Annotated in this window: 19 protein-coding genes and 1 pseudogene; 10 read left to right on the top strand and 10 right to left on the bottom strand. The window is 61.3% G+C overall.

Features of this window, described 5'->3' with window-relative positions:
* Window positions 1–13: 13 nt before the first annotated feature.
* Window positions 14–763, top strand: a complete 750-nt coding sequence (gene tpiA / locus ACXAG8_RS00100; RefSeq protein WP_475221214.1) for a triose-phosphate isomerase — start codon at window positions 14–16, stop codon at window positions 761–763.
* A 176-nt stretch (window positions 764–939) separates the two neighbouring features.
* On the top strand, window positions 940–1,749 hold the full coding sequence (locus ACXAG8_RS00095; protein ID WP_475221211.1) for a hypothetical protein: 810 nt from the start codon (window positions 940–942) through the stop codon (window positions 1,747–1,749).
* Between the two features lie 53 nt (window positions 1,750–1,802).
* Here the strand turns inward: ACXAG8_RS00095 and ACXAG8_RS00090 are convergent, their stop codons facing one another.
* The 6 genes from ACXAG8_RS00090 to ACXAG8_RS00065 all read right to left on the bottom strand — a co-directional run bounded on the left by ACXAG8_RS00090 (window position 1,803) and on the right by ACXAG8_RS00065 (window position 8,912).
* Window positions 1,803–3,179, bottom strand: coding sequence for a TRAP transporter large permease (locus ACXAG8_RS00090; RefSeq protein WP_475221209.1), 1,377 nt, complete (start codon window positions 3,177–3,179; stop codon window positions 1,803–1,805).
* A complete protein-coding gene (locus tag ACXAG8_RS00085) occupies window positions 3,179–3,856 on the bottom strand; it encodes a TRAP transporter small permease (protein ID WP_475221207.1) in 678 nt (225 codons plus the stop codon). The genes ACXAG8_RS00090 and ACXAG8_RS00085 overlap by 1 nt, the downstream gene beginning before the upstream one ends.
* Before the next feature lie 108 nt (window positions 3,857–3,964).
* On the bottom strand, window positions 3,965–4,966 hold the full coding sequence (locus ACXAG8_RS00080; protein ID WP_475221205.1) for a DctP family TRAP transporter solute-binding subunit: 1,002 nt from the start codon (window positions 4,964–4,966) through the stop codon (window positions 3,965–3,967).
* Window positions 4,967–5,312: 346 nt separating this feature from the next.
* On the bottom strand, window positions 5,313–6,542 hold the full coding sequence (locus ACXAG8_RS00075) for a sigma-54-dependent transcriptional regulator (RefSeq protein ID WP_475221203.1): 1,230 nt from the start codon (window positions 6,540–6,542) through the stop codon (window positions 5,313–5,315).
* The gene (locus ACXAG8_RS00070; RefSeq protein ID WP_475221200.1) at window positions 6,539–8,308 is read right to left on the bottom strand and encodes a sensor histidine kinase; all 1,770 of its coding nucleotides are present in this window, start codon (window positions 8,306–8,308) and stop codon (window positions 6,539–6,541) included. Before ACXAG8_RS00070 ends, ACXAG8_RS00075 begins: the two co-directional genes overlap by 4 nt.
* A 124-nt stretch (window positions 8,309–8,432) precedes the next feature.
* The gene (locus ACXAG8_RS00065; RefSeq protein ID WP_475221197.1) at window positions 8,433–8,912 is read right to left on the bottom strand and encodes an Lrp/AsnC family transcriptional regulator; all 480 of its coding nucleotides are present in this window, start codon (window positions 8,910–8,912) and stop codon (window positions 8,433–8,435) included.
* Window positions 8,913–9,087: 175 nt separating this feature from the next.
* Between ACXAG8_RS00065 and cobA the strand changes: the two are divergent.
* The 7 genes and pseudogenes from cobA to infC all read left to right on the top strand — a co-directional run.
* A pseudogene (cobA, locus tag ACXAG8_RS00060) lies at window positions 9,088–9,834 on the top strand (uroporphyrinogen-III C-methyltransferase); the annotation flags it as partial.
* Complete coding sequence (locus ACXAG8_RS00055) at window positions 9,834–10,151, top strand: DUF2849 domain-containing protein (RefSeq protein ID WP_475221193.1); 318 nt, start codon at window positions 9,834–9,836, stop codon at window positions 10,149–10,151. The pseudogene cobA and the gene ACXAG8_RS00055, both read left to right, overlap by 1 nt.
* A gap of 61 nt (window positions 10,152–10,212) precedes the next feature.
* Window positions 10,213–11,877 (top strand): nitrite/sulfite reductase, encoded by a 1,665-nt coding sequence (locus tag ACXAG8_RS00050; RefSeq protein ID WP_475221191.1) that lies wholly within the window; start codon window positions 10,213–10,215, stop codon window positions 11,875–11,877.
* Window positions 11,867–12,628, top strand: a complete 762-nt coding sequence (locus ACXAG8_RS00045) for a phosphoadenylyl-sulfate reductase (protein WP_475221190.1) — start codon at window positions 11,867–11,869, stop codon at window positions 12,626–12,628. The genes ACXAG8_RS00050 and ACXAG8_RS00045 overlap by 11 nt, the downstream gene beginning before the upstream one ends.
* A complete protein-coding gene (locus tag ACXAG8_RS00040) occupies window positions 12,625–13,032 on the top strand; it encodes a DUF934 domain-containing protein (protein WP_475221188.1) in 408 nt (135 codons plus the stop codon). The genes ACXAG8_RS00045 and ACXAG8_RS00040 overlap by 4 nt, the downstream gene beginning before the upstream one ends.
* A 105-nt stretch (window positions 13,033–13,137) precedes the next feature.
* The gene (locus ACXAG8_RS00035) at window positions 13,138–13,971 is read left to right on the top strand and encodes a ferredoxin--NADP reductase (RefSeq protein WP_475221186.1); all 834 of its coding nucleotides are present in this window, start codon (window positions 13,138–13,140) and stop codon (window positions 13,969–13,971) included.
* Between the two features lie 157 nt (window positions 13,972–14,128).
* Window positions 14,129–14,677 carry a translation initiation factor IF-3 gene (gene infC, locus ACXAG8_RS00030; RefSeq protein WP_475222378.1) on the top strand — a complete coding sequence of 183 codons (549 nt, stop codon included), beginning with the start codon at window positions 14,129–14,131 and terminating at the stop codon, window positions 14,675–14,677.
* A gap of 84 nt (window positions 14,678–14,761) precedes the next feature.
* Here the strand turns inward: infC and ACXAG8_RS00025 are convergent, their stop codons facing one another.
* Both ACXAG8_RS00025 and ACXAG8_RS00020 read right to left on the bottom strand, forming a co-directional pair.
* Window positions 14,762–16,078, bottom strand: a complete 1,317-nt coding sequence (locus ACXAG8_RS00025) for an aspartate aminotransferase family protein (RefSeq protein WP_475221185.1) — start codon at window positions 16,076–16,078, stop codon at window positions 14,762–14,764.
* A 1-nt stretch (window position 16,079) separates the two neighbouring features.
* Window positions 16,080–16,817 carry a beta-keto acid cleavage family enzyme gene (locus ACXAG8_RS00020; protein ID WP_475221184.1) on the bottom strand — a complete coding sequence of 246 codons (738 nt, stop codon included), beginning with the start codon at window positions 16,815–16,817 and terminating at the stop codon, window positions 16,080–16,082.
* A 137-nt stretch (window positions 16,818–16,954) separates the two neighbouring features.
* Here ACXAG8_RS00020 and ACXAG8_RS00015 point away from each other — a divergent pair, with 137 nt between their 5' ends.
* Window positions 16,955–17,869, top strand: coding sequence for a MurR/RpiR family transcriptional regulator (locus tag ACXAG8_RS00015; RefSeq protein ID WP_475221183.1), 915 nt, complete (start codon window positions 16,955–16,957; stop codon window positions 17,867–17,869).
* 24 nt (window positions 17,870–17,893) lie between these two features.
* Here the strand turns inward: ACXAG8_RS00015 and ACXAG8_RS00010 are convergent, their stop codons facing one another.
* Both ACXAG8_RS00010 and ACXAG8_RS00005 read right to left on the bottom strand, forming a co-directional pair.
* On the bottom strand, window positions 17,894–18,685 hold the full coding sequence (locus ACXAG8_RS00010; RefSeq protein WP_475221182.1) for an FAD binding domain-containing protein: 792 nt from the start codon (window positions 18,683–18,685) through the stop codon (window positions 17,894–17,896).
* Between the two features lie 94 nt (window positions 18,686–18,779).
* A partial coding sequence (locus ACXAG8_RS00005; protein WP_475221181.1) for a molybdopterin cofactor-binding domain-containing protein occupies window positions 18,780–19,189 on the bottom strand: 410 nt, incomplete at its 5' end.

Genomic DNA, 19,189 nt, shown 5'->3' with positions numbered 1-19,189 from the left:
AGGAGACATGGACATGCGGCGGAAACTGGCGGCAGGCAACTGGAAAATGAACGGAACCAAGGCCAGCCTTGCAGAGCTGGACGCCGTGGCCAAGACCCATCCCGACCCATCCGTCGATATCCTGATCTGCCCGCCGGCCACGCTGATCGACCGGGCCGCACAAGCGGTTCAGGGCACCGGTGTCGGCATCGGCGCCCAGGATTGTCATGCCGAAACCTCGGGGGCGCATACCGGCGATCTCAGCGCGACCATGCTGGCGGATGCCGGGGCAACCCACGTTATCCTGGGCCATTCCGAGCGGCGCGAGGACCATGCCGAGCATAATACGGACATCCGCGCCAAGGCCCGCAGCGCGATGGATGCCGGGCTGGTGACAATCATCTGCGTCGGCGAAAGCCTGGAACAGCGCGAGGCGGCCAATACGCTGGACATCATCGGGGGCCAGTTGTCGGGATCGATCCCCGATCAGTCGACCGGAGAAAACCTGGTGGTTGCCTATGAGCCGATCTGGGCCATCGGCACGGGCAAGGTCCCGACCCTGGACGAGATTGGCGAGGTTCACGACTTTATCCGGTCGCGGCTGGAACATCGTTTCGGCGAAGGCGTCGGCCGCTCTGTCCGTCTGCTGTATGGCGGATCGGTAAAACCCGGCAATGCGGCCGAAATTTTCGCCGTTTCCAATGTCGACGGCGCTTTGGTTGGCGGCGCCAGCCTGAAGGCCGCCGACTTCTCGGGCATCATCAACGCGCTTGAAGCGGGCTGACCCCCTGCCCTGTCATCACCGCCCCCGTTGCTTTGGCCCCATTTGCCGAAACCTGGTGGCGGTGACGCAGATTTGTTCATTTGAAGATAGAGCGCGCCTGCACGATGCGATAAGGCGGTACCTGGCAAAAGACCGGCCCGGCCTTTCAGGCACGGCAAGCATTGGGGAGTGAGCGTATGACCGGACAAAAGGTCTGTATCGTCTGCATGAAATGGGGCAAGGCCTATGGCGGTGAGTATGTGAACATGCTGTACCGGGCCGTTCGGGACCACCTGTCGCTTGATCATGACTTTATCTGCATCACCGACCGGACCGACGGGCTGGACCCCGGCATCACCTGCCACCCGCTTGCTTTTCCGCAACTGGAAAAACAGCTTTGGGCGCATGGCAAATGGCCCAAGCTTTTGATGTTCGACCGCAATATCGTCGGGCAATATGATGCGGCCGTATTTCTTGACCTTGACCTTCTGGTCACCGGCTCGCTGGACCCGCTGATCGAGATCGTCCAGGACAAAGGCGGGCTTTACCTGATGCCGAAATTCCGCGGCCTGATCTGGCGCATGATCCCGGCGCCGTTTTGGGACCGGTTCCCTGGCTTTATGAACCGCGTGACGCGCGGAAATTCCTCGGTGGTCGGGTTCCGCCCCGCCGAGCAGTTTCACCTGTTCGATGCGTTTGACGGCGACAAGCACCTGCCGAAATACGAGAACGACCAGAATTACATCTCGGACCTGGCCCATGATCGGAAATGTTACCCCAAGGGCTGGTGCATCGGGTTGATTCACCTGGTTCCCTATTGGCCGTTCGGGTTGATCTTCAAAACCTACCGCAAACACCCCAAGCGCCCCAAGATCGTAATTTTCAACGGCCGGCCCAACCCCGACGAACTGATCAGCGACGCGGTCGGCTATTGGGGCGCACGCCGCCGCAGGGCGTATGGCGGCATCGGCTGGGTGGCTGATTATCTTCAGAAATACAGCGGCTGACATGCAAAAGACGGGCCGGTTTCCCGGCCCGCCTGCACCAACAAAAGCGGTGGCTAGTTGGTTACGATCTCGGGCCCCATAAAGGTGTTGGGCAACACCGTCGAGAGCCATGGGATATAGGTCACCATGATCAGGAAGATGAACAGAACCGCCAGGAACGGCAGCGCCGCCTTGACCACGCTCATCATCGGCATTCCGGCCACGCCGGACGTGACGAACAGGTTCAGGCCAACCGGCGGCGTGATCATGCCGATTTCCATGTTCACCACCATGATGATCCCCAGGTGAATCGGGTCGATGCCCAGCTCGATTGCGATTGGGAACACCAGCGGTGCAACGATGACCAACAGGCCCGAGGGCTCCATGAACTGGCCGCCGATCAGAAGGATCACATTGACCACGATCAGGAACGTCACCGGACCAAGACCCGCTGACAGCATGGCCCCCGCGATATGTTGCGGCACCTGCTCGTCCGTCAGGACATGTTTCAGGATCAGCGCATTGGCGATGACGAACAGCAGAGTCACTGTCAGCTTGCCCGCCTCGAACAGCGTGTGCTTGGTGTCCGGGTGGAAAAAGGCCGTCACCAGGGCAATCGGCTTGCGCATCAGCGATATGTTGCGCCCATCCCCTTCGACATGCAGCGGCCCCATATCCTTGTACACGAAACTGGCGATGAGGAAGGCATAGACAGCCGCAACCGCCGCGGCCTCGGTCGGGGTGAAGATACCGCCATAGATACCGCCCAGGATGATGACGATCAGGAACAGGCCCCAACCGGCCTCGCGCGCCGAGGTAAAGATCTCGCCCCAGCCTTTCCAATCGCCCTTGGGCAGGTTCTTGACCTTTGCCATGACATAGATCGTGATCATCAGCATCAGACCCGCCATAAGGCCGGGGATGACCCCCGCCAGGAACATGCGCCCGACCGAGACCTCGACCGCGGCGGCATAAACCACCATCACGATGGACGGGGGGATCAGGATGCCCAGCGTCCCCGCGTTACAGATGACACCGGCGGCGAATTCCTTGGAATACCCCACCTGCCGCATCCCGGCGATGACGATGGACCCGATGGCCACCACGGTGGCCGGGGACGACCCGGACAGCGCCGCAAACAGCATACAGGCAAACACGCCCGCTATCGCCAGACCGCCCGGCAAATGCCCCACGCAGGCGATCGAAAAGCGGATGATCCGGCGCGCCACGCCCCCCGTTGTCATGAAAGACGACGCCAGGATGAAGAACGGAATCGCCAGCAGGGTAAAGTGCCCTTCGAACGCCTCGAACAGCGTGCCTGCGACCGAGGCCAGCGAGCTGTCGGAATAGATCAGCAGGAACAGGGTCGAGCTGAGGCCAAGCGAAACCGCGATCGGAACCCCGATCAGCAGCAGGCCGATGACCATTGAAAACAGGATTACGACGTCCATCAGTCATGCTCTCCTTGCTGCGCGCGCACTTCTTCGATTTCATCCTCGACCTCGTGGCTGGCCACGATGCGGTCGGTCTGACCGCGCACGATCTGAACCGCGACCTGCGTAAACCGGATGACCAGCAGCAGCATCGACAGCGGCAGCACGAAATACGGCACGACCTTGGGCAGTTTCTCGTAAGCTTCGCCATAGTTTATGAGGTCTTCCAAAAAGCGCAGCGGAGCCACCATCGGGATATCGTCGACCTCGTAGAAGCTTTGGCTTCGGGCACTTGTGTCAAAGCCCGTCGGGAACCACCTGCCGGACGTCGGCGGCAAATCCGCGAAAACGGCCCAATAGTCATAGGCCCCTTTGAGCAACAACAGCGAGAACGCCAGGCAACTACCGATGGCGATCAGCGCCAGAACCTTGCGCGGCCCCGGTGCCAGCATGTTCAGCACAGCATCAACACCCAGATGGGCGTGTTTTTTCACCGCGTAAGACGCTCCGAGAAGCACAAGCCAGCCAAAAGTAAATACCGTCAGCTCCAGCGCCCAAAGGATGTTGGAATTAAACACGAACCGCGCGATCACGTTGGCAAAGGTCACGACCGTCATCAGGCCCAACAGCAATGCGATCAGGGTTTCTTCGATATGGTCGACCAGTCCTGACGGACCGGAATTCGCACCAGACATCACGTTGTCCCCACATTATTTTTTGAAATTGGTCGGCGTCGGGTCTTGAGCGACCGGACGGTGCTGTTGCCCGGGGCCAATGGGCCCCGGACACAGAAGGTGTTTGGATCAGAACCCGGCGTTGATCGCCTGGGCCGCGTCGATTTTGTCCTGACCGACATCGCCTGCAAACTGGTCCCAAACCGGCTTCATGGCATCAACCCATGCGGTGCGCTGTTCGGGCGTCAGTTCACGAATGGTGCCACCGGCATCAATGATCGACTGCTTGGCAGCTTCGTTGACCGAAAACGCTTCTTTGTTCCGGGTCTCAGTCACTTCGGACATGATGGTCAGGAACTGGTCCCGAACTGCGGGGTCCAGGCTGTCGAGCCAGTCAACATTGGTAACCACCAGATAGTCGATGATGCCGTGGTTGGTCTCGGTGATGCCGTCCTGCACTTCGAAGAACTTCTTGCCATAGATGTTCGACCAGGTGTTTTCCTGCCCGTCCACAACGCCCTGCTGCAACGCGCCGTAAACTTCGGAAAACGCCATTTTCTGGGGGCTGCCGCCGATGGCTTCCATCTGCGCAACAAGAACGTCCGAAGACTGAACACGGAACTTCAGCCCGTCCGCGTCGGACGGATCGACCAGCGGCTTGTTGGCCGACATTTGCTTCATGCCATTGTGCCAGAACGCCAGCCCCTGCAGGCCGCGGCGCTGCATGCTGTCCTTCATGGCCTGCCCATCGGCCGAGGCCTGGAACGCATCGACCGCTTCGATATTCTTGAACATGAACGGCAGGTCGAACAGGCGGAACTGCTTGGTGAATTTCTCGAACTTCGACAGTGAAGGCGCGGCCAGCTGAACATCGCCCTGCAACATCGCCTCAAGCACCTTGTCATCGTTGTACAAGGTCGAGTTCGGATAGACCTCCATGCACATGACGCCCTGCATCTCGTCATTCACGCGCTGCTCCAGCAACGCGGCGGCAATGCCTTTCGGGTGTTTGTCAGTATTGGTCACATGCGCAAACTTGACGACGATCTCGCCTTCCTCGCAGGCCGCAAAGCCGGCAGTAGCGGTTACCGACAGTGCAAGCGCGGTTGCAGCCGTTGTCAGGAATTTCATTTGGTTCTCCTCCCAGACTTCCTTGGTCACTCCAATCAGGCACCGCATCGGCGCCTCACGGGACGGAGTGAAGCGAATCAAATCTCGCCGCTCAACATTTTGTCACCATATTGGCGCGGTGCTGTTTTTCTGTTCTTTTACAGACCACTAAATGGTGTGAAACAGATGTGTGATTCGTCTGTCCTCGACCGTTGTGCGAAAAACCGCACGGCAGATTCGCATATTGTGCGAAATTCCGCACTAAATGCGAATCACCCGGTATCCGGCCCGCCCGAACCTGCCATGCGATCAAGGTATTGCCGCCATGCCCCGCAGACAGCGGATCGGCGGCGACGACTGCGAGTGGTTACCTGCGATAATCTTCAGGCCTGATCTTGTACCGGGCCAGCTTGTCATAAAACGTCTTGCGCGGCAGTTTCAGCGCCTCGGCCGCTGCGGATGCCTTGCCGTTGTGACGGCCAAGGGCGGCAATCAGCAAGGACCGCTCGACCCGCGCCATCTGTTCGCTCAGGCCCAGGTCAGCCGCCTGCGTGACCTCTTCGGGCATTCCCAGAACAAAGCGCATCGCCGCCGACATCAGCGAACGGGCATTGCCCGGCCAGTCGCTGGCCATCAGCGACGCCAGGTGCTCCGACGAAACCTCGGGCGGTTCGATCCCCGATTGCTCGGCTGCCTGGGCGACATAATGGCGAAACAACACCGGGATATCCTCGGGCCGTTCCGCCAGTGACGGGATACGAACCCGCATCACATCCAGGCGATAGAACAGATCGGCATGAAAACGACCCTGTTCCGACAGGGCGGCAAGATCCGCCGTTGTTCCGGCCAGAATCCGAACGCCAACCCCCTGCTCGATCATTTCCAGCGCGGCGTATTGCGTGGCTTCGGGCATGGCCGATACTTCGTCCAAAAACAGCGAACCGCCGCTTGCGACATCGCATATGCCGGTCAATTCGCTGGCCGTCAGCCCGGATGCGGGACGTTTTACAAACGGCCCCTGCCCGACGGGCGACATCAGGTGCACCACCTCGGCCACCTTGGAAATCCCGCTTCCTGGCGGGCCTGTCACCAGCACTTCGGCGCCGGTCGGGGCCACGCTGCGCACGCGTTCCCTCAGCGTTTCGGCCAGCACGGATTGTCCGAACAACATCCGGGCAGCCGGGTCACCCCGTTCCAGTTCACGCTGGATTTCGCGCTGGTCCATGACCTGATCGCGGGCCCGGGCCGCCCTTTCCAGAACCAAAAGCAGGTCGGCCGCCGCACAGGGTTTTTCCAGGAATTCAAATGCACCCTGCCCCATCGCCTGTACGGCCATGGGAATATCTCCTTCGCCGGTCAGAAGGATCACGGGCAATTCGGGATCGGTTTCACGCGCATAGGACAGCAGATGGAACCCGTCCCGCCCCGGCATCCGGATATCCGAAACGATTACCCCCGGAAAGCCGGGCACGATGTGATCCTTGGCGGCAACGAAAGACCCGGCCGAGATCACCTTGTACTCGGCCAGTTCAAGCGTCTGCGAAAGCGCTTCGCGAACGGATGCGTCGTCATCTACCAACAGAACCTGCCGGGTCATACGGGTGTCACCTCTTTGTAGGGTTCCAATTCGACGGTGAACCGGGCGCCTTCGGGCGTGTTTACGCCCCGGATATCGCCCCCGAAGCTTTGGACCAGACCGTATGAGATTGAAAGACCAAGGCCCATGCCATCATCTGACGCGCCCACGGTCTTGGTCGTGTAGAACGGTTCGAACATCCGGTCGGTGTCGGCGATGCCGGGGCCGGTATCGGTGACCGACACCGACAGGCGCGGCCCTTCGGTCAGCGTGATCGTGATCTCGCGCCGGGGCTGGCCGGTCATCGCATCGGCGGCATTGTTGATCAGGTTGACGAATACCTGAACCAGCCGCACCTCGCCGCCCCAGGCAAATACCGGCCTGTCCGGGGGCTGCCAGCTCAGCCGGATGTCTTCTGCGCGCAGATGCGTTTCGGTCAGTTCGACCGCGGTGGTCAGAACCTGCACAAGATCGACCCGGCCCATCGGTTCGCTTTCGTTGCGGGCAAAGGCGCGCAGGTTTTTGATGATCCGCGCCATTCGCGCGGCCATATCCGATATCCGGCCCAGGTTTTCGCCCGCCTGACCCACATTGCCCCGATCCAGAAACGCGGCGCCGTTGTCGGCAAACTGACGGATCGCCATCAGCGGCTGGTTCAATTCGTGACTGATACCGGCCGACATCTTTCCCAGAGCGCTGAGCTTTCCGGCCTGAACCAGATCGGCCTGGGCTTTTTTCAGGGCCGCTTCGGCCTCTTTGCGTTCTGCAACCTCGCGGGTCAGCGCCGCATTGGCCGCCGTAAGCGCCCGCGTGCGCCGGGCCACGCGGCTTTCAAGGACGGTATTGGCCTCGGCCAGGGTCCGGCGCCTTTCGGTCGCCAGAAACAGCAGCGCCCCGAATGCCAGACAGATCCCGGCCACCGCCGCGGCCTGCAATGCCGCCAACCGCCGGGCCGGGGCCACATCCATCAGAACCTCGCCCGTCATCCCGATGACAGGCAACTCACGCGCCAGGTGCAGCGCCGTTTGCGGCAGGTACGGGCCCCAGCCCATCCGCCACAGCTCGTGCGGACCGGCCCGGAAAACGGAAAACTCGGCCTTGCCATCCCGCGGGGACAGCCCGACCTGCCCCGGTGCGCGCCGCCAGAACAAAAGGTCGGACCGGTTTGAGATAAAGACCAGCCCGGCGTCATCGACAAAAAACACGGCCTCGGTACTGCCGCGCCAGGTGCGTTCGACATCTTCGACATCGGCAATAACCATCAGCGCCCCGATTACCTGCCCGTCGGCGCCAAAAGCGGGCGCGGCATAGGTATAGATGCGGTTTGCGCCCCCCGGCGGCACCCAGGTGAAATTGCGGTCCGTACGGGTTTGCAGACTTTGATGAGAGCTGCCAAGCGCGCCGTGCATCGCCCGTTTGAACGCCGGATGATCGCGAACCGACCCCCGGACTATGTCATGGGCCGCGGCCAGAACCCGCCCGTCTGTATCGGCAAACAGAACATCAACCGCCGCGGTCTTGTCCGAGACCTCAAGCAAAAGCGCCCCGGCCTCGCGCCGCTTGGACAGGCTGTCGAGCTGCCGCAAGGACGGATGGGCCGCCATCAGCACGGCCAGTTCCTGATAGATCTGCAACTGCGAACCCAGACCGTCGGCCGCAAGCGCCAGATCGGCCTCGGCCTGTTCGCTCAGCTGTGTCAGGGCCTGCCGGTACCCATAGGACCAGACGGCCATCGACAGCAGGATGACCGCGCTGAGGAAACCAATGATAAGCCCAAGCCGTTGCATGTAACAGGGTCTTGCATTCGCCGCGCCTTATGGCAAGCCCGCGCTGCGCCGGTTTGGTCGGCGCAAATCACGGCAGGTCTGGATTTGCGATGACGGCGCGTGCGACCCAATCCGCCCCTGTCGGTTACGGCGCGCCCGCGCCGTTCAGCGGCAGCATGGTGGTCGACTTGATTTCCTCCATCGACAAAAGGGCTGTGACATTGTGAACGCGCACCTCGGAAATCAGTGTCTGGTAAAAGGCGTCATAGGCGCGGGCGTTTTTGACCCGGACTTTCAGGATATAATCGATATCCCCCGCCAGCCTGTGCGCCTCTTGTACTTCGGGGCGGTCGCGCAGCGCCTTGAGGAATTTGCGCTGCCAGTCGGCCTCATGTTCCGATGTCCGGATCAGAACAAAGAACGTCGCTTCGAACCCCAGCGCCTCGGCATCCAGCAGAACGGTTTGCTGGCCGATCACACCGGCGCCCTTCAGCTTGCGGATTCGATTCCAGACCGGCGTCTTGGAACTGCCGACCCGGGCGGCGATTTCATCAAGCGACTGGCTGGCATCGCGCTGCAACTCGGCCAGAATTTTCCGATCTGTATCGTCTATTCGAACCGACATTCCAAATTTCCCTTCGAATTAAAACCAGCGTCCCGCCCTGCACGCGACAAAGAACAAATGTCCTTATTTGTCCAGCAATATGGCGCAGTACCGGGAATATTTCCTATATTACACAACAAGTCAAACAACAGCCGGACCAACCTCGATGCAAGGTTCACAAACACAGCGCACCACTGGGCACGTCGATTTCGTCGGCGCAGGCCCCGGTGACCCCGAACTGCTGACGCTCAAGGCGTTGGCTGCGTTCGGGCGCGCGGATGTTGTCCTGCATGACCGCCTGATCAGCCCCGAAGTCCTGAGCCTGGCTGGCCAGTCGGCGGACCTGGTGGATGTGGGCAAAAAAGGCTTTGGGCCGTCCTGGAAACAGGAAGACATTGATGCCTTGCTGGTCAAATACGCGCAAGACGGCGCGCGTGTCGTGCGGCTGAAGTCGGGCGACGCCACGGTTTTTGGCCGGCTGGACGAAGAAATTGACGCGCTGCAGGCCGCCGGCATCAGCTGGGCCATCATTCCCGGCATCACTGCGGCATCGGCGGCCGTGGCCGCCATCGGCCAAAGCCTGACGCGGCGCGGCCGCAACGCATCGGTCCGGTTGCTGACCGGCCACGACATGAAGGGTTTCGCCGATCATGACTGGACAGCGCTGGCGCGCCCCGGCGCGGTCGCGGCAATTTACATGGGCAAGAAATCTGCCCGTTTCATTCAGGGGCGTCTGCTGATGCATGGCGCTGATGGCGCCACGCCTGTGACCCTGGTTGAAAACGCCTCGCGGCCCGACCAAAGGGTCGTGGCCACCACATTGGACAGCCTGTCCGACACCCTGGCCACTGCCGGGATGGATGGCCCTGCCCTGACCTTTTACGGCCTTGCCCCGCGCGACGCGGCCCGTGCCGCCACCGAATTCAAAGAGGAGCTTGCCTGATGGCCCGCGCTTTTACCCCCAAAGTCGTCACCGCAAATGACCTGCTGGAAGGCGACGTGATTTATCTGACCGAGGATGACCGCTGGTCGCGCGACCTGTCCGAGGCCGAGTTGATCACCGACGAAGCCCACGCTCAGGTGCGCCTGCTGGATGCCTCGCGTCAGGTCGGCAAGATCGTCGGCGCCTATCTTGCCGATGCCGTCGCCGGGGATAACGGCCCCGAGCCCACCCATTTCCGAGAGGAATTCCGCCGGACTGGTCCGTCCAACTATGCCCACGGCAAACAGGAAACCTCTCGCGCGCAGCCCCGGACCTGACCTCAGGCCGATCTCTCCCCATCTGGCCCCAGTTTCGGGGCTGCAAAAAGGACAGCTAGACATGTATCGCTACTCCGAGTTCGACACCGCATTTTTGGCAGAGCGCAACGCCCAGTTCCGCGCCCAGGTTGAACGCCGCATTGACGGATCGCTGACCGAAGACGAATTCAAGCCGCTGCGGCTGATGAACGGCCTGTACCTGCAGTTGCACGCCTATATGCTGCGGGTTGCCGTCCCCTATGGCACGCTGAACAGCGCACAGATGCGCCAACTGGCCCTGCTGGCCGAAAAGTGGGACAAGGGCTATGGCCATTTCACCACCCGTCAGAACATCCAGTATAACTGGCCGAAACTGAACGACGTGCCGGATATGCTGGACGCGCTGGCCGAAGTTGGCATGCACGCGATCCAGACCAGCGGAAACACCATCCGCAACGTGACCGCCGACCATTTCGCCGGTGCCGCCGCGGATGAGGTCGCCGACCCCCGCCCCTATGCCGAACTGCTGCGCCAGTGGTCGACCGACCACCCCGAATTCCAGTTCATGCCGCGCAAGTTCAAGATCGCCATCACCGGCAGCGAAAACGACCGCGCCGTGATCAAGGCGCATGATATCGGCCTGCAATTGGTGGAACGTGACGGCGTTCTGGGCGCCCGCGTGATCGTGGGCGGTGGCCTGGGCCGGACCCCGATGATCGGCAAGGAATTGTCCGAGTTCGTGGCCTTTGACGACCTGCTGGCTTACCTTGAGGCCACCGTTTCCGTGTGGAACCAGATCGGTCGCCGCGACAACAAGTACAAGGCGCGCATCAAGATCACAGTGCATGAAAACGGCATCGATATCATTCGCGCCAAGGTCAACGAGCGGTTCCTGAAGGTTCGCCCGCAGTTCAAAGGCGCGGATATGAACCTGCTGGAAGAGATCAAGGGCCATTTTGCGCCTCCGGCTTTCCGCGAAGGTTCGGTTGCGTCCTTTGAGTCCGCCTATTCCAACGATCCGGTCTTCCGCTCGTGGGTCGATACCAACATCGCACCGCACAAGAACGCGGACCACGCGATTGTCACGATCTCGATCAAGAAGCACGGAGCGACACCGGGCGATGCGACAGCGGAACAGATGCGCGTGATGGCCGATCTGGCCGAAGAGTTCGCCTATGACGAGCTGCGCATCAGCCACGAGCAGAACGTGATCCTGCCGCATGTCCACAAATCGGACCTGCCCGCAATCCACGCCAAGCTGAAGGAATACGAGCTGGCCACCGCCAATATCGGCCTGATCAGCGACATCATCGCCTGCCCCGGCATGGATTACTGTGCGCTGGCCACGGCCCGCTCGATCCCGGTTGCGCAACAGATCGCGACCCGGTTCGACGAGCTGAAGCTGGAACATGATATCGGCCACCTGAAGATCAAGATCTCGGGCTGCATCAACGCCTGTGGTCACCACCATGTGGGCCATATCGGCATTCTGGGCCTGGATCGCGCGGGCGTCGAGAACTACCAGATCACTCTGGGCGGTGACGGCACCGAGACCGCGGCCGTGGGCGACCGCACCGGTCCCGGCTTTGCCTATGACGAGATCGTGCCCGCCGTCGAACGCATCGTCGAAACCTATCTGGAACAGCGCGACAGCGCCGAGGAGACATTCCTGCAGACCTATCGCCGTGTCGGCATGGCCCCGTTCAAGGCGGCGCTCTACCCCGAGGCGCAGGCCAATGCCGCTTGACCTGATCCAGACCGAGCTGGGCCGGGACCGAAGCGAGTTGACCGAACGGGTCAACGCGCTGAATGCCCGGTTCCGTCACCACAGCGCCCATGACGTGATGCATGGCGCGCTGGAGGAGATCGACACGCTTGCGCTGGTGTCCAGCTTTGGCGCGGAATCCGTGGTGCTGCTGCATATGGCCGCCGTGGTCAACAAGGCGACACCGGTCCTGTTCATCGACACGCAGATGCTGTTTACGGAAACGCTGGAATACCAGCAGGAGGTCAGCGAGCGTCTGGGGTTGAAGAATGTTCAGATCATCCGCGCCGATGACGAGGACGTTCAGCGCGATGACCCTTATGGCGCCCTGCGCCTGCGCGACATGGATGCGTGCTGCAACCTGCGCAAGACCTTCCCGTTGCAAAGGGCGCTCTCCGGTTATGACGGCTGGATCACAGGCCGGAAACGGTTTCAGGCCGGATCACGTGCCACGCTCGATTTCTTTGAGGTCGAAGACGGTACCGGCCGGATCAAGGTCAACCCGCTGGCCCATTGGGCGCCCGAAGATGTGCGCGCCTATATGATTGAAAACAACCTGCCCCGCCATCCGCTGGTGGCCAAGGGATACCCGTCGATTGGCTGTGCGCCCTGCACCTCGCCGGTTAAGGAAGGCGAAGACCCCCGCGCCGGTCGCTGGCGCGATCAAAACAAGGAAGAATGCGGCATTCATTTTGTCGATGGCAAGATGGTGCGCGCCGGAGAAAAAACATGAACGTAATCGTAACGGATACGGGCTTTGCCCCCGATGACTGGACAGACGGGTTTGTCACGCTGGACGATGCCGCCAACGATGTCGTGGCACTGGATGTCCCGTCGGACACGGACCCCGATGATTTGTATGACCGCCTGGGCACCGCACAGATGGTCCGCATCGATTTCCCGTCCTTTGCCGACGGGCGCGGCTTTACCATTGCGCGCACCTTGCGGCTAAAGGGCTACACCGGCCGCCTGCGGGCCAAGGGCCATGTCCTGGCCGATCAATATGCCATGGCGCGGCGCAGCGGTTTTGATGAGGTCGAAATCGACGGCGTTCTGGCAAACCGGCAACCCGAAGATCAGTGGCTGGCCCGCGCCGACTGGAAAGAGAACAATTACCAAGCACGCCTGCGCGGCTGACGCCGCCTCCGCAAGCTTTTGCGACATAGGGGCAATCTGCCCCTTTTCCTGACTTGGATCAAAGATTAAACGGAGATGCCGGTTTAGCAGACCGGTAGTGAAACGATGACAGAGATGAAGCCCGTGAGTGAAGCAACAGCCGTCAAGGCCCCCGTTCTGCCCGACGCCCAGACCGTGACCGAGGTCAAGCATTGGACCGACCGCCTGTTTTCTTTCAAGGTATCGCGCCCGGCCTCGCTGCGGTTCCGTTCGGGCGAGTTCGTGATGATCGGCCTTTTGGGCGACAATGGCAAACCCCTGCTGCGCGCCTATTCCATTGCGTCGCCGTCCTGGGACGAAGAGCTGGAGTTCTACTCGATCAAGGTGCAGGACGGCCCGCTGACCTCAAAGCTGCAGCACATCCAGCCCGGTGACCAGATCATCCTGCGGCCCAAGCCGGTTGGCACGCTGGTGCATGATGCCCTGCTGCCCGGCAAGCGCCTTTGGTTCTTTGCAACCGGTACCGGCTTTGCCCCGTTTGCCTCGCTGCTGCGCGAGCCGCAGACCTATGAAGATTATGACGAGGTCATCATCACCCATACCTGCCGCGACGTGGCCGAGCTGGATTATGGCCGTGAACTGATCGACAGCATCCGTCAGGACGAAATGCTGGCCGAACTGATCGGCGAAGGGTTCGCAGACAAGATCCGCTATTACCCGACCACAACGCGCGAACAGAGCCCCAAGATGGGCCGCATCACCACCCTGCTGCAAGATGGCACCGTGTTTGCCGACCTGGGCATCGAGGGCGGGATCAAGCCGGAAACCGACCGCGCCATGGTCTGCGGCAGCCTGGCCTTCAACCACGACATCAAGGCCATCCTGGAAGAGTTCGGCCTGCGCGAAGGCGCAAATTCCGAGCCCAAGGAATTCGTGATCGAAAAAGCCTTTGTCGGTTGACCCGTTGCCGGGGCCGCCAAAACAGATTGCGCCGGCCCCGGAACATTGACGCCGCACGAGATTTTCCTGCGCGCGCGCCTTTATGGCGCTTGAAAGAACAAACGTCTCAGTTTAAGTTCCCGGCTCGGAATTCGGCAACAATCAAAGGAATGAACCCATAGCCCGCAGACCTCACAACGCGCCGCCTCAACGAGACACCGGCCCGCGCGTCAATGACAAGATCCGTGCCCCCGAAATTCGCCTGATCGGCGCAGAAGGCGAAAATGTCGGGGTGGTTCATCCCGCCAAAGCTATGCAGATGGCCGCCGATGCCGGCCTTGACCTGGTCGAAATCTCGCCCAATGCAAACCCGCCGGTCTGCAAGATCATGGACTTTGGCAAGTTCAAGTACGAACAGCAGAAACGCGAAAGCGAAGCCCGCAAAAAGCAAAAGATCATCGAGGTGAAAGAGGTCAAGTTCCGGCCCAACACCGATACGCATGACTATGACGTCAAGATGCGCAACGTGTTCAAGTTTCTTGAAAACGGCGACAAGGTCAAAGTCACCCTGCGGTTCCGTGGCCGTGAAATGGCGCACCAGAACCTTGGGCGGGAATTGCTGGAACGGGTCGCAGAAGACATCAAGGAACTTGGCAAGGTTGAAAACATGCCAAAGATGGAAGGCCGCCAGATGATCATGATGATCGGCCCGCTGCCGCAAAAATAAGGCCCTGGTAAAAGACTGTTCTGAAAGGCTCCGCTATAATGGCCGGAGCCTTTTTCGTTCCGTCTGGTCTTGGTCAGGACGCGGTTATAGCACCTGCGCCAGCGCACGGCCCAGCTTGGCGACCATCTCGTCAACCTGATCGTCTTCGATGATGAAGGGCGGGGCCAGCAGAACATGGTCGCCATGCTGCCCGTCCCGCGTTCCCGACATCGGATAGCATATCAACCCTTCGGCAAAGGCCGCCTTTTTGATCTTGCCCGCAACACCTCGCGACGGGTCAAACGGGCGCTTGCTTGCCCGATCCTCGACCAGTTCAATCCCCCGGAACAGGCCACGCCCGCGGATATCGCCGACATGGGGGTGCTGACCAAAGGCCGCGGCCAGGGCCGATTGCACCTTTTCACCCATAACGGCGGCGCGGTGTGAAAGATCCTTGCCGGTCAGTTCAGTGACAACCGCCAGCGCCGCAGCGGTTGCAACCGGATGGCCGACATAGGTGTGGCCATGCTGGAAAAATCCCGACCCATCGCGGATGGCATCATAGATACCGGCTGTGCACAGCATCGCGCCAATCGGCTGGTACCCTGCCCCCAGCCCCTTGGCTATACACAAAATATCCGGTGCGATCCCGTCATGATCACAGGCAAAAAGATGCCCGGTCCGGCCCATGCCGCACATGACCTCGTCAAGGATCAGCAGAATGCCATAGGCATCACAGATCTCGCGAATACGTCGAAAATACCCCTGAACCGCCGGGACCGCGCCCAGGGTTGCGCCGACAACAGGCTCGGCGATGAACGCCATGACAGTGTCGGGTCCCAGGCTCAGTATCTCGTCCTCCAACGCGTTGGCAACGCGCTGACCATAGTCAAAGCTGGCTTCCCCGGCAGGCTTTTCGGCATATTCATAGCACGGCGCGATATGGCTCATTTCAATCAGCATCGGCGCGAATTGCGCCCGCCGCCAGGCGTTCCCGCCCGCCGACAACGCCCCCAGCGTGTTCCCATGATAGCTTTGGCGCCGCGCGATGACCCGGCGGCGCTCGGGCTGGCCGACTTCAAGGAAATATTGCCGCGCCAGCTTGATGGCCGCCTCTGTCGCCTCTGAACCGCCCGAGACGAAATATACCCTGTCCAATTCCCCCGGAGCATGCCGGATCAACAGATCCGCCAACGCCTCGGCAGGTTCGGATGTCATAAACCCGGTATGCGCAAAGGCAACCCGTCCGACCTGGTCCTGTACGGCCCCGATAACGGCGGGGTTCGAATGGCCAAGGCACGACACCGCAGCATCGCCGCAATCCAGGTACCGGTTGCCCTGTGCATCGATCAGATAACACCCATCCCCGGCCGCAGCGACCGGAAGCCCCGCCTGGGTATGGCGCGGAAATACATGTGACATCCTATTGCCCTTTCAAAACGCTTACCATTGCCGCGACCGAGGCCGCGTTGTCCGACCAGGCGACACCGTCGGAATCCGTCGTGCTGTTCTCGAACCCTACACGAATATCAGCGCCGCGCCGGGCAGCCGCCAAAAGACACCCGTGTTCCCGCGCCCCAAAGGCACAGACCATCCATCTGCCGCCCGGTTCCGGAAACCGGTCCAGATCATCCGGCACCGATTGTTGCCCCACTGCATAGCGGCCCAGAACAAGCAGGCATTCGGATTGCACGGCCCGAACGATCCCGGCGGCGCGCCATGCGCTCAGCACCGCGGCATCGGCGGCATCATACAAGATATGCTGAACGCGCGTCCCCTGGTCCGCGCACAGCCCATAGACCCGGTCGGCCATATCATCCGCCCGCGCGACCTCGCGCACCGAGATCGAAGCCCATTCAGGCCGTACATCCCGCAGGCACGCAAACTGGTCGGAAACATCGTAAACCCCACCGGCCTCGGTCGTGATCTGCACCTGCATTTCCGGGACCTGCTGCCGTAGCGCAGCAATCGTTTCCCTGTATTGGCCAGGGTCCAGGGTATGGCGCCCCGCATGGTCCCGGATATGCAGATGCACACCCCGCGCCCCCGCAATGTGGCAAGCGCTGGCCGCGTCCACGATCTGACCGGTCGTCACCGGCAACCGGGCATGATCCGCCTGCGTTTTGCGCCCACCATTCAGCGCCACAAGGACATAGGGCATCTGGCCAAGAACACAGGGGCCATCGGGTGAAACTGAACCATCCGCCAACAAGAAAACCTCGGTCGTTTCCCCAAGATCTACGCGAGCATTTGACGTTTTCAACTTGCCAAATTGATAACATATGTTTTTTCTACACTATGCTCCACACACCCAGACAGATCACCGACCACCTGCGCCACGAGATCGGCGCGATGCCGACCCAATTGCAGGCGGCGGCCAAATATATCATCGACCACCCGGCTGACTTCGCCATGGACCCGATACGGGTGACCGCCGACAGGATCGGGGTCAGCACCAATGTCCTGGTCAGGTTGTCCCGACGCCTCGGCTTTTCCGGCTTCGAAGCGCTGCGCCAACCCTTTCGCAAGGCCCTTGTGACCGATACCGAGACCCGCCTGGACCAAAGCTGGTTATCCGATCTGCGAAACCGGGACGACTGGGCCAGATCGCAGGCGGCATTTGCGCAAAACGAGATCAACGTGGTCGCCCGCTCGCTGCGCCTGCTGGACCCGGACACCGCAAAACAGGCGTTGGAGTGCATAATTTCGGCCCGCCGGTGCTATGTCACGGCAACCCGCGCAAGCTATGCCCTGGCCTATTACTTTCACTATGCCGGGCGCATGGCGCATCCCGACATGCAACTGGTCCCGCGACATCAGGGCTCTGCAATCGACGACTTGGTTGAGGCCGCCGATACCGACTGCCTTGTGGCAATAACCGTCCACCCCTATTCGGCGGACACGATCCGTTCGATGAAGTTCGCGCGCAAACGCGGGATGAAAATCGTGCTGATCTCCGACAGCGCAGTGATTGCCCCCAGCGTCGACCCGGACGTCACACTCACGGTCAGCACCCGATCAGAGCATCATTTCTCCAGCTTCTCCGGGGCCATGTCAGTCCTGGAATGCCTCTTGGGCCATCTGTTCAATGCGGGCGGCGACGCTGCGCGCGACCGGGTCGATGCCTATCGGACCGCCCGCGAAGACACCGGCGCCTATTGGGGGCCGAACCGCCTGCCGCGCCTGCGCCCCACTTCGCGCCCCCCGGACTGATGGCCCGGGGGAATTGCTTTCCGCCTACAAACACCCCTGTACGGCGCGTTTTGTCATGACGCTGACGAGATGTGCGCGGTAGGCTTTGCTGCCATGCAGGTCGGCGATCATGTTTGCGGGGTTGATGCTGAGACCGGTCAGGGCATCCGGGCGGAATTCCTTGTTCAGGGCCGCCTCCGCCTCTGTCCAGCGGAACACGCCATCCTCGCTGGCGCCGGTGACGGCCACGCGCACGCCGTCGGCGAACCGCGCCACATAGACACCGACCAGGGCAAACCGGGACGCCGGCTGCAGGAACTTCTGATAGCTCGCCGCCTGCGGCACCGGAAACCGGACCGAGGTGATGATCTCGCCCTCTTCCAGCACGGTGGCAAACATGCCTTGAAAAAAGTCATCCGCCGCAACCTGCCGGGTATTGGTCACGATCGTGGCCCCCGAGCCCAGCACACCCGCCGGATAGCAGGCCGCCGGATCATTGTTGGCCACCGACCCGCCAATGGTGCCGCGATTGCGCACCGCCGGGTCACCGATCTGACCGGCCAGCGCCGCCAGCGCCGGATACGATCCTGCCGCCTCGGCGGCCACGGTGGCATGGGGCGTCGCCCCGCCGATGACCAGCGCCCCGTCATCCTCGACACAGACGCCCCGCATCTCGGCAATCCCGCTCAGCGACACCAGGACCGACGGCGCCGCCAGGCGCTGCTTCAGCGTCGGGATCAGCGTCTGACCCCCACCCAGCGCCTGCGCATCCTCGGCCCCCAACGCAGCAACCGCATCGGCAATACTCGAGGGCTTTTCAAAATCGAAACTGTACATTTCGTCTTCCTTTCCGAAAGGCGCGGATCCGCCCTTCATCTGGCTAAAAATATCCCGGGGGTCTGGGGGCAGAGCCCCCAGCCGCACCAACCTCTCAGCTGTTCATCGCCGCCCAGACGCGCGACGGGCTTACCGGCATGTCGATGTGATCCACCGCCTTGCCGCCCGAGTTCATCGCATCCAGAACCGCATTGACCACAGCAGGCGGAGAGCCGATGGCCCCGGCCTCACCACAGCCCTTCACCCCCAGCGGGTTATGCGTGCAGGGCGTCTGGCTGGAATGATCGACGCCATAAAACGGCACATCATCAGCGCGCGGCATGGCGTAGTCCATGAAGGACGCGCTCAGCAGCTGGCCATTCTCGTCATAGGCGCAGTTCTCCAGCAGCGCCTGGCCGATACCCTGACCGATACCGCCATGCACCTGGCCATCCACGATCATCGGGTTGACGATGTTGCCAAAGTCATCGGCGGCGGTGAAGGCCTCGATGGTCACCTGGCCGG

The sequence above is a fragment of the Ruegeria sp. ABD4_443 genome, assembly GCF_056160865.1.
The sequence above is the reverse complement of the archived record's forward strand: the minus strand, read 5'-3'. Positions and strand labels throughout refer to the sequence as shown.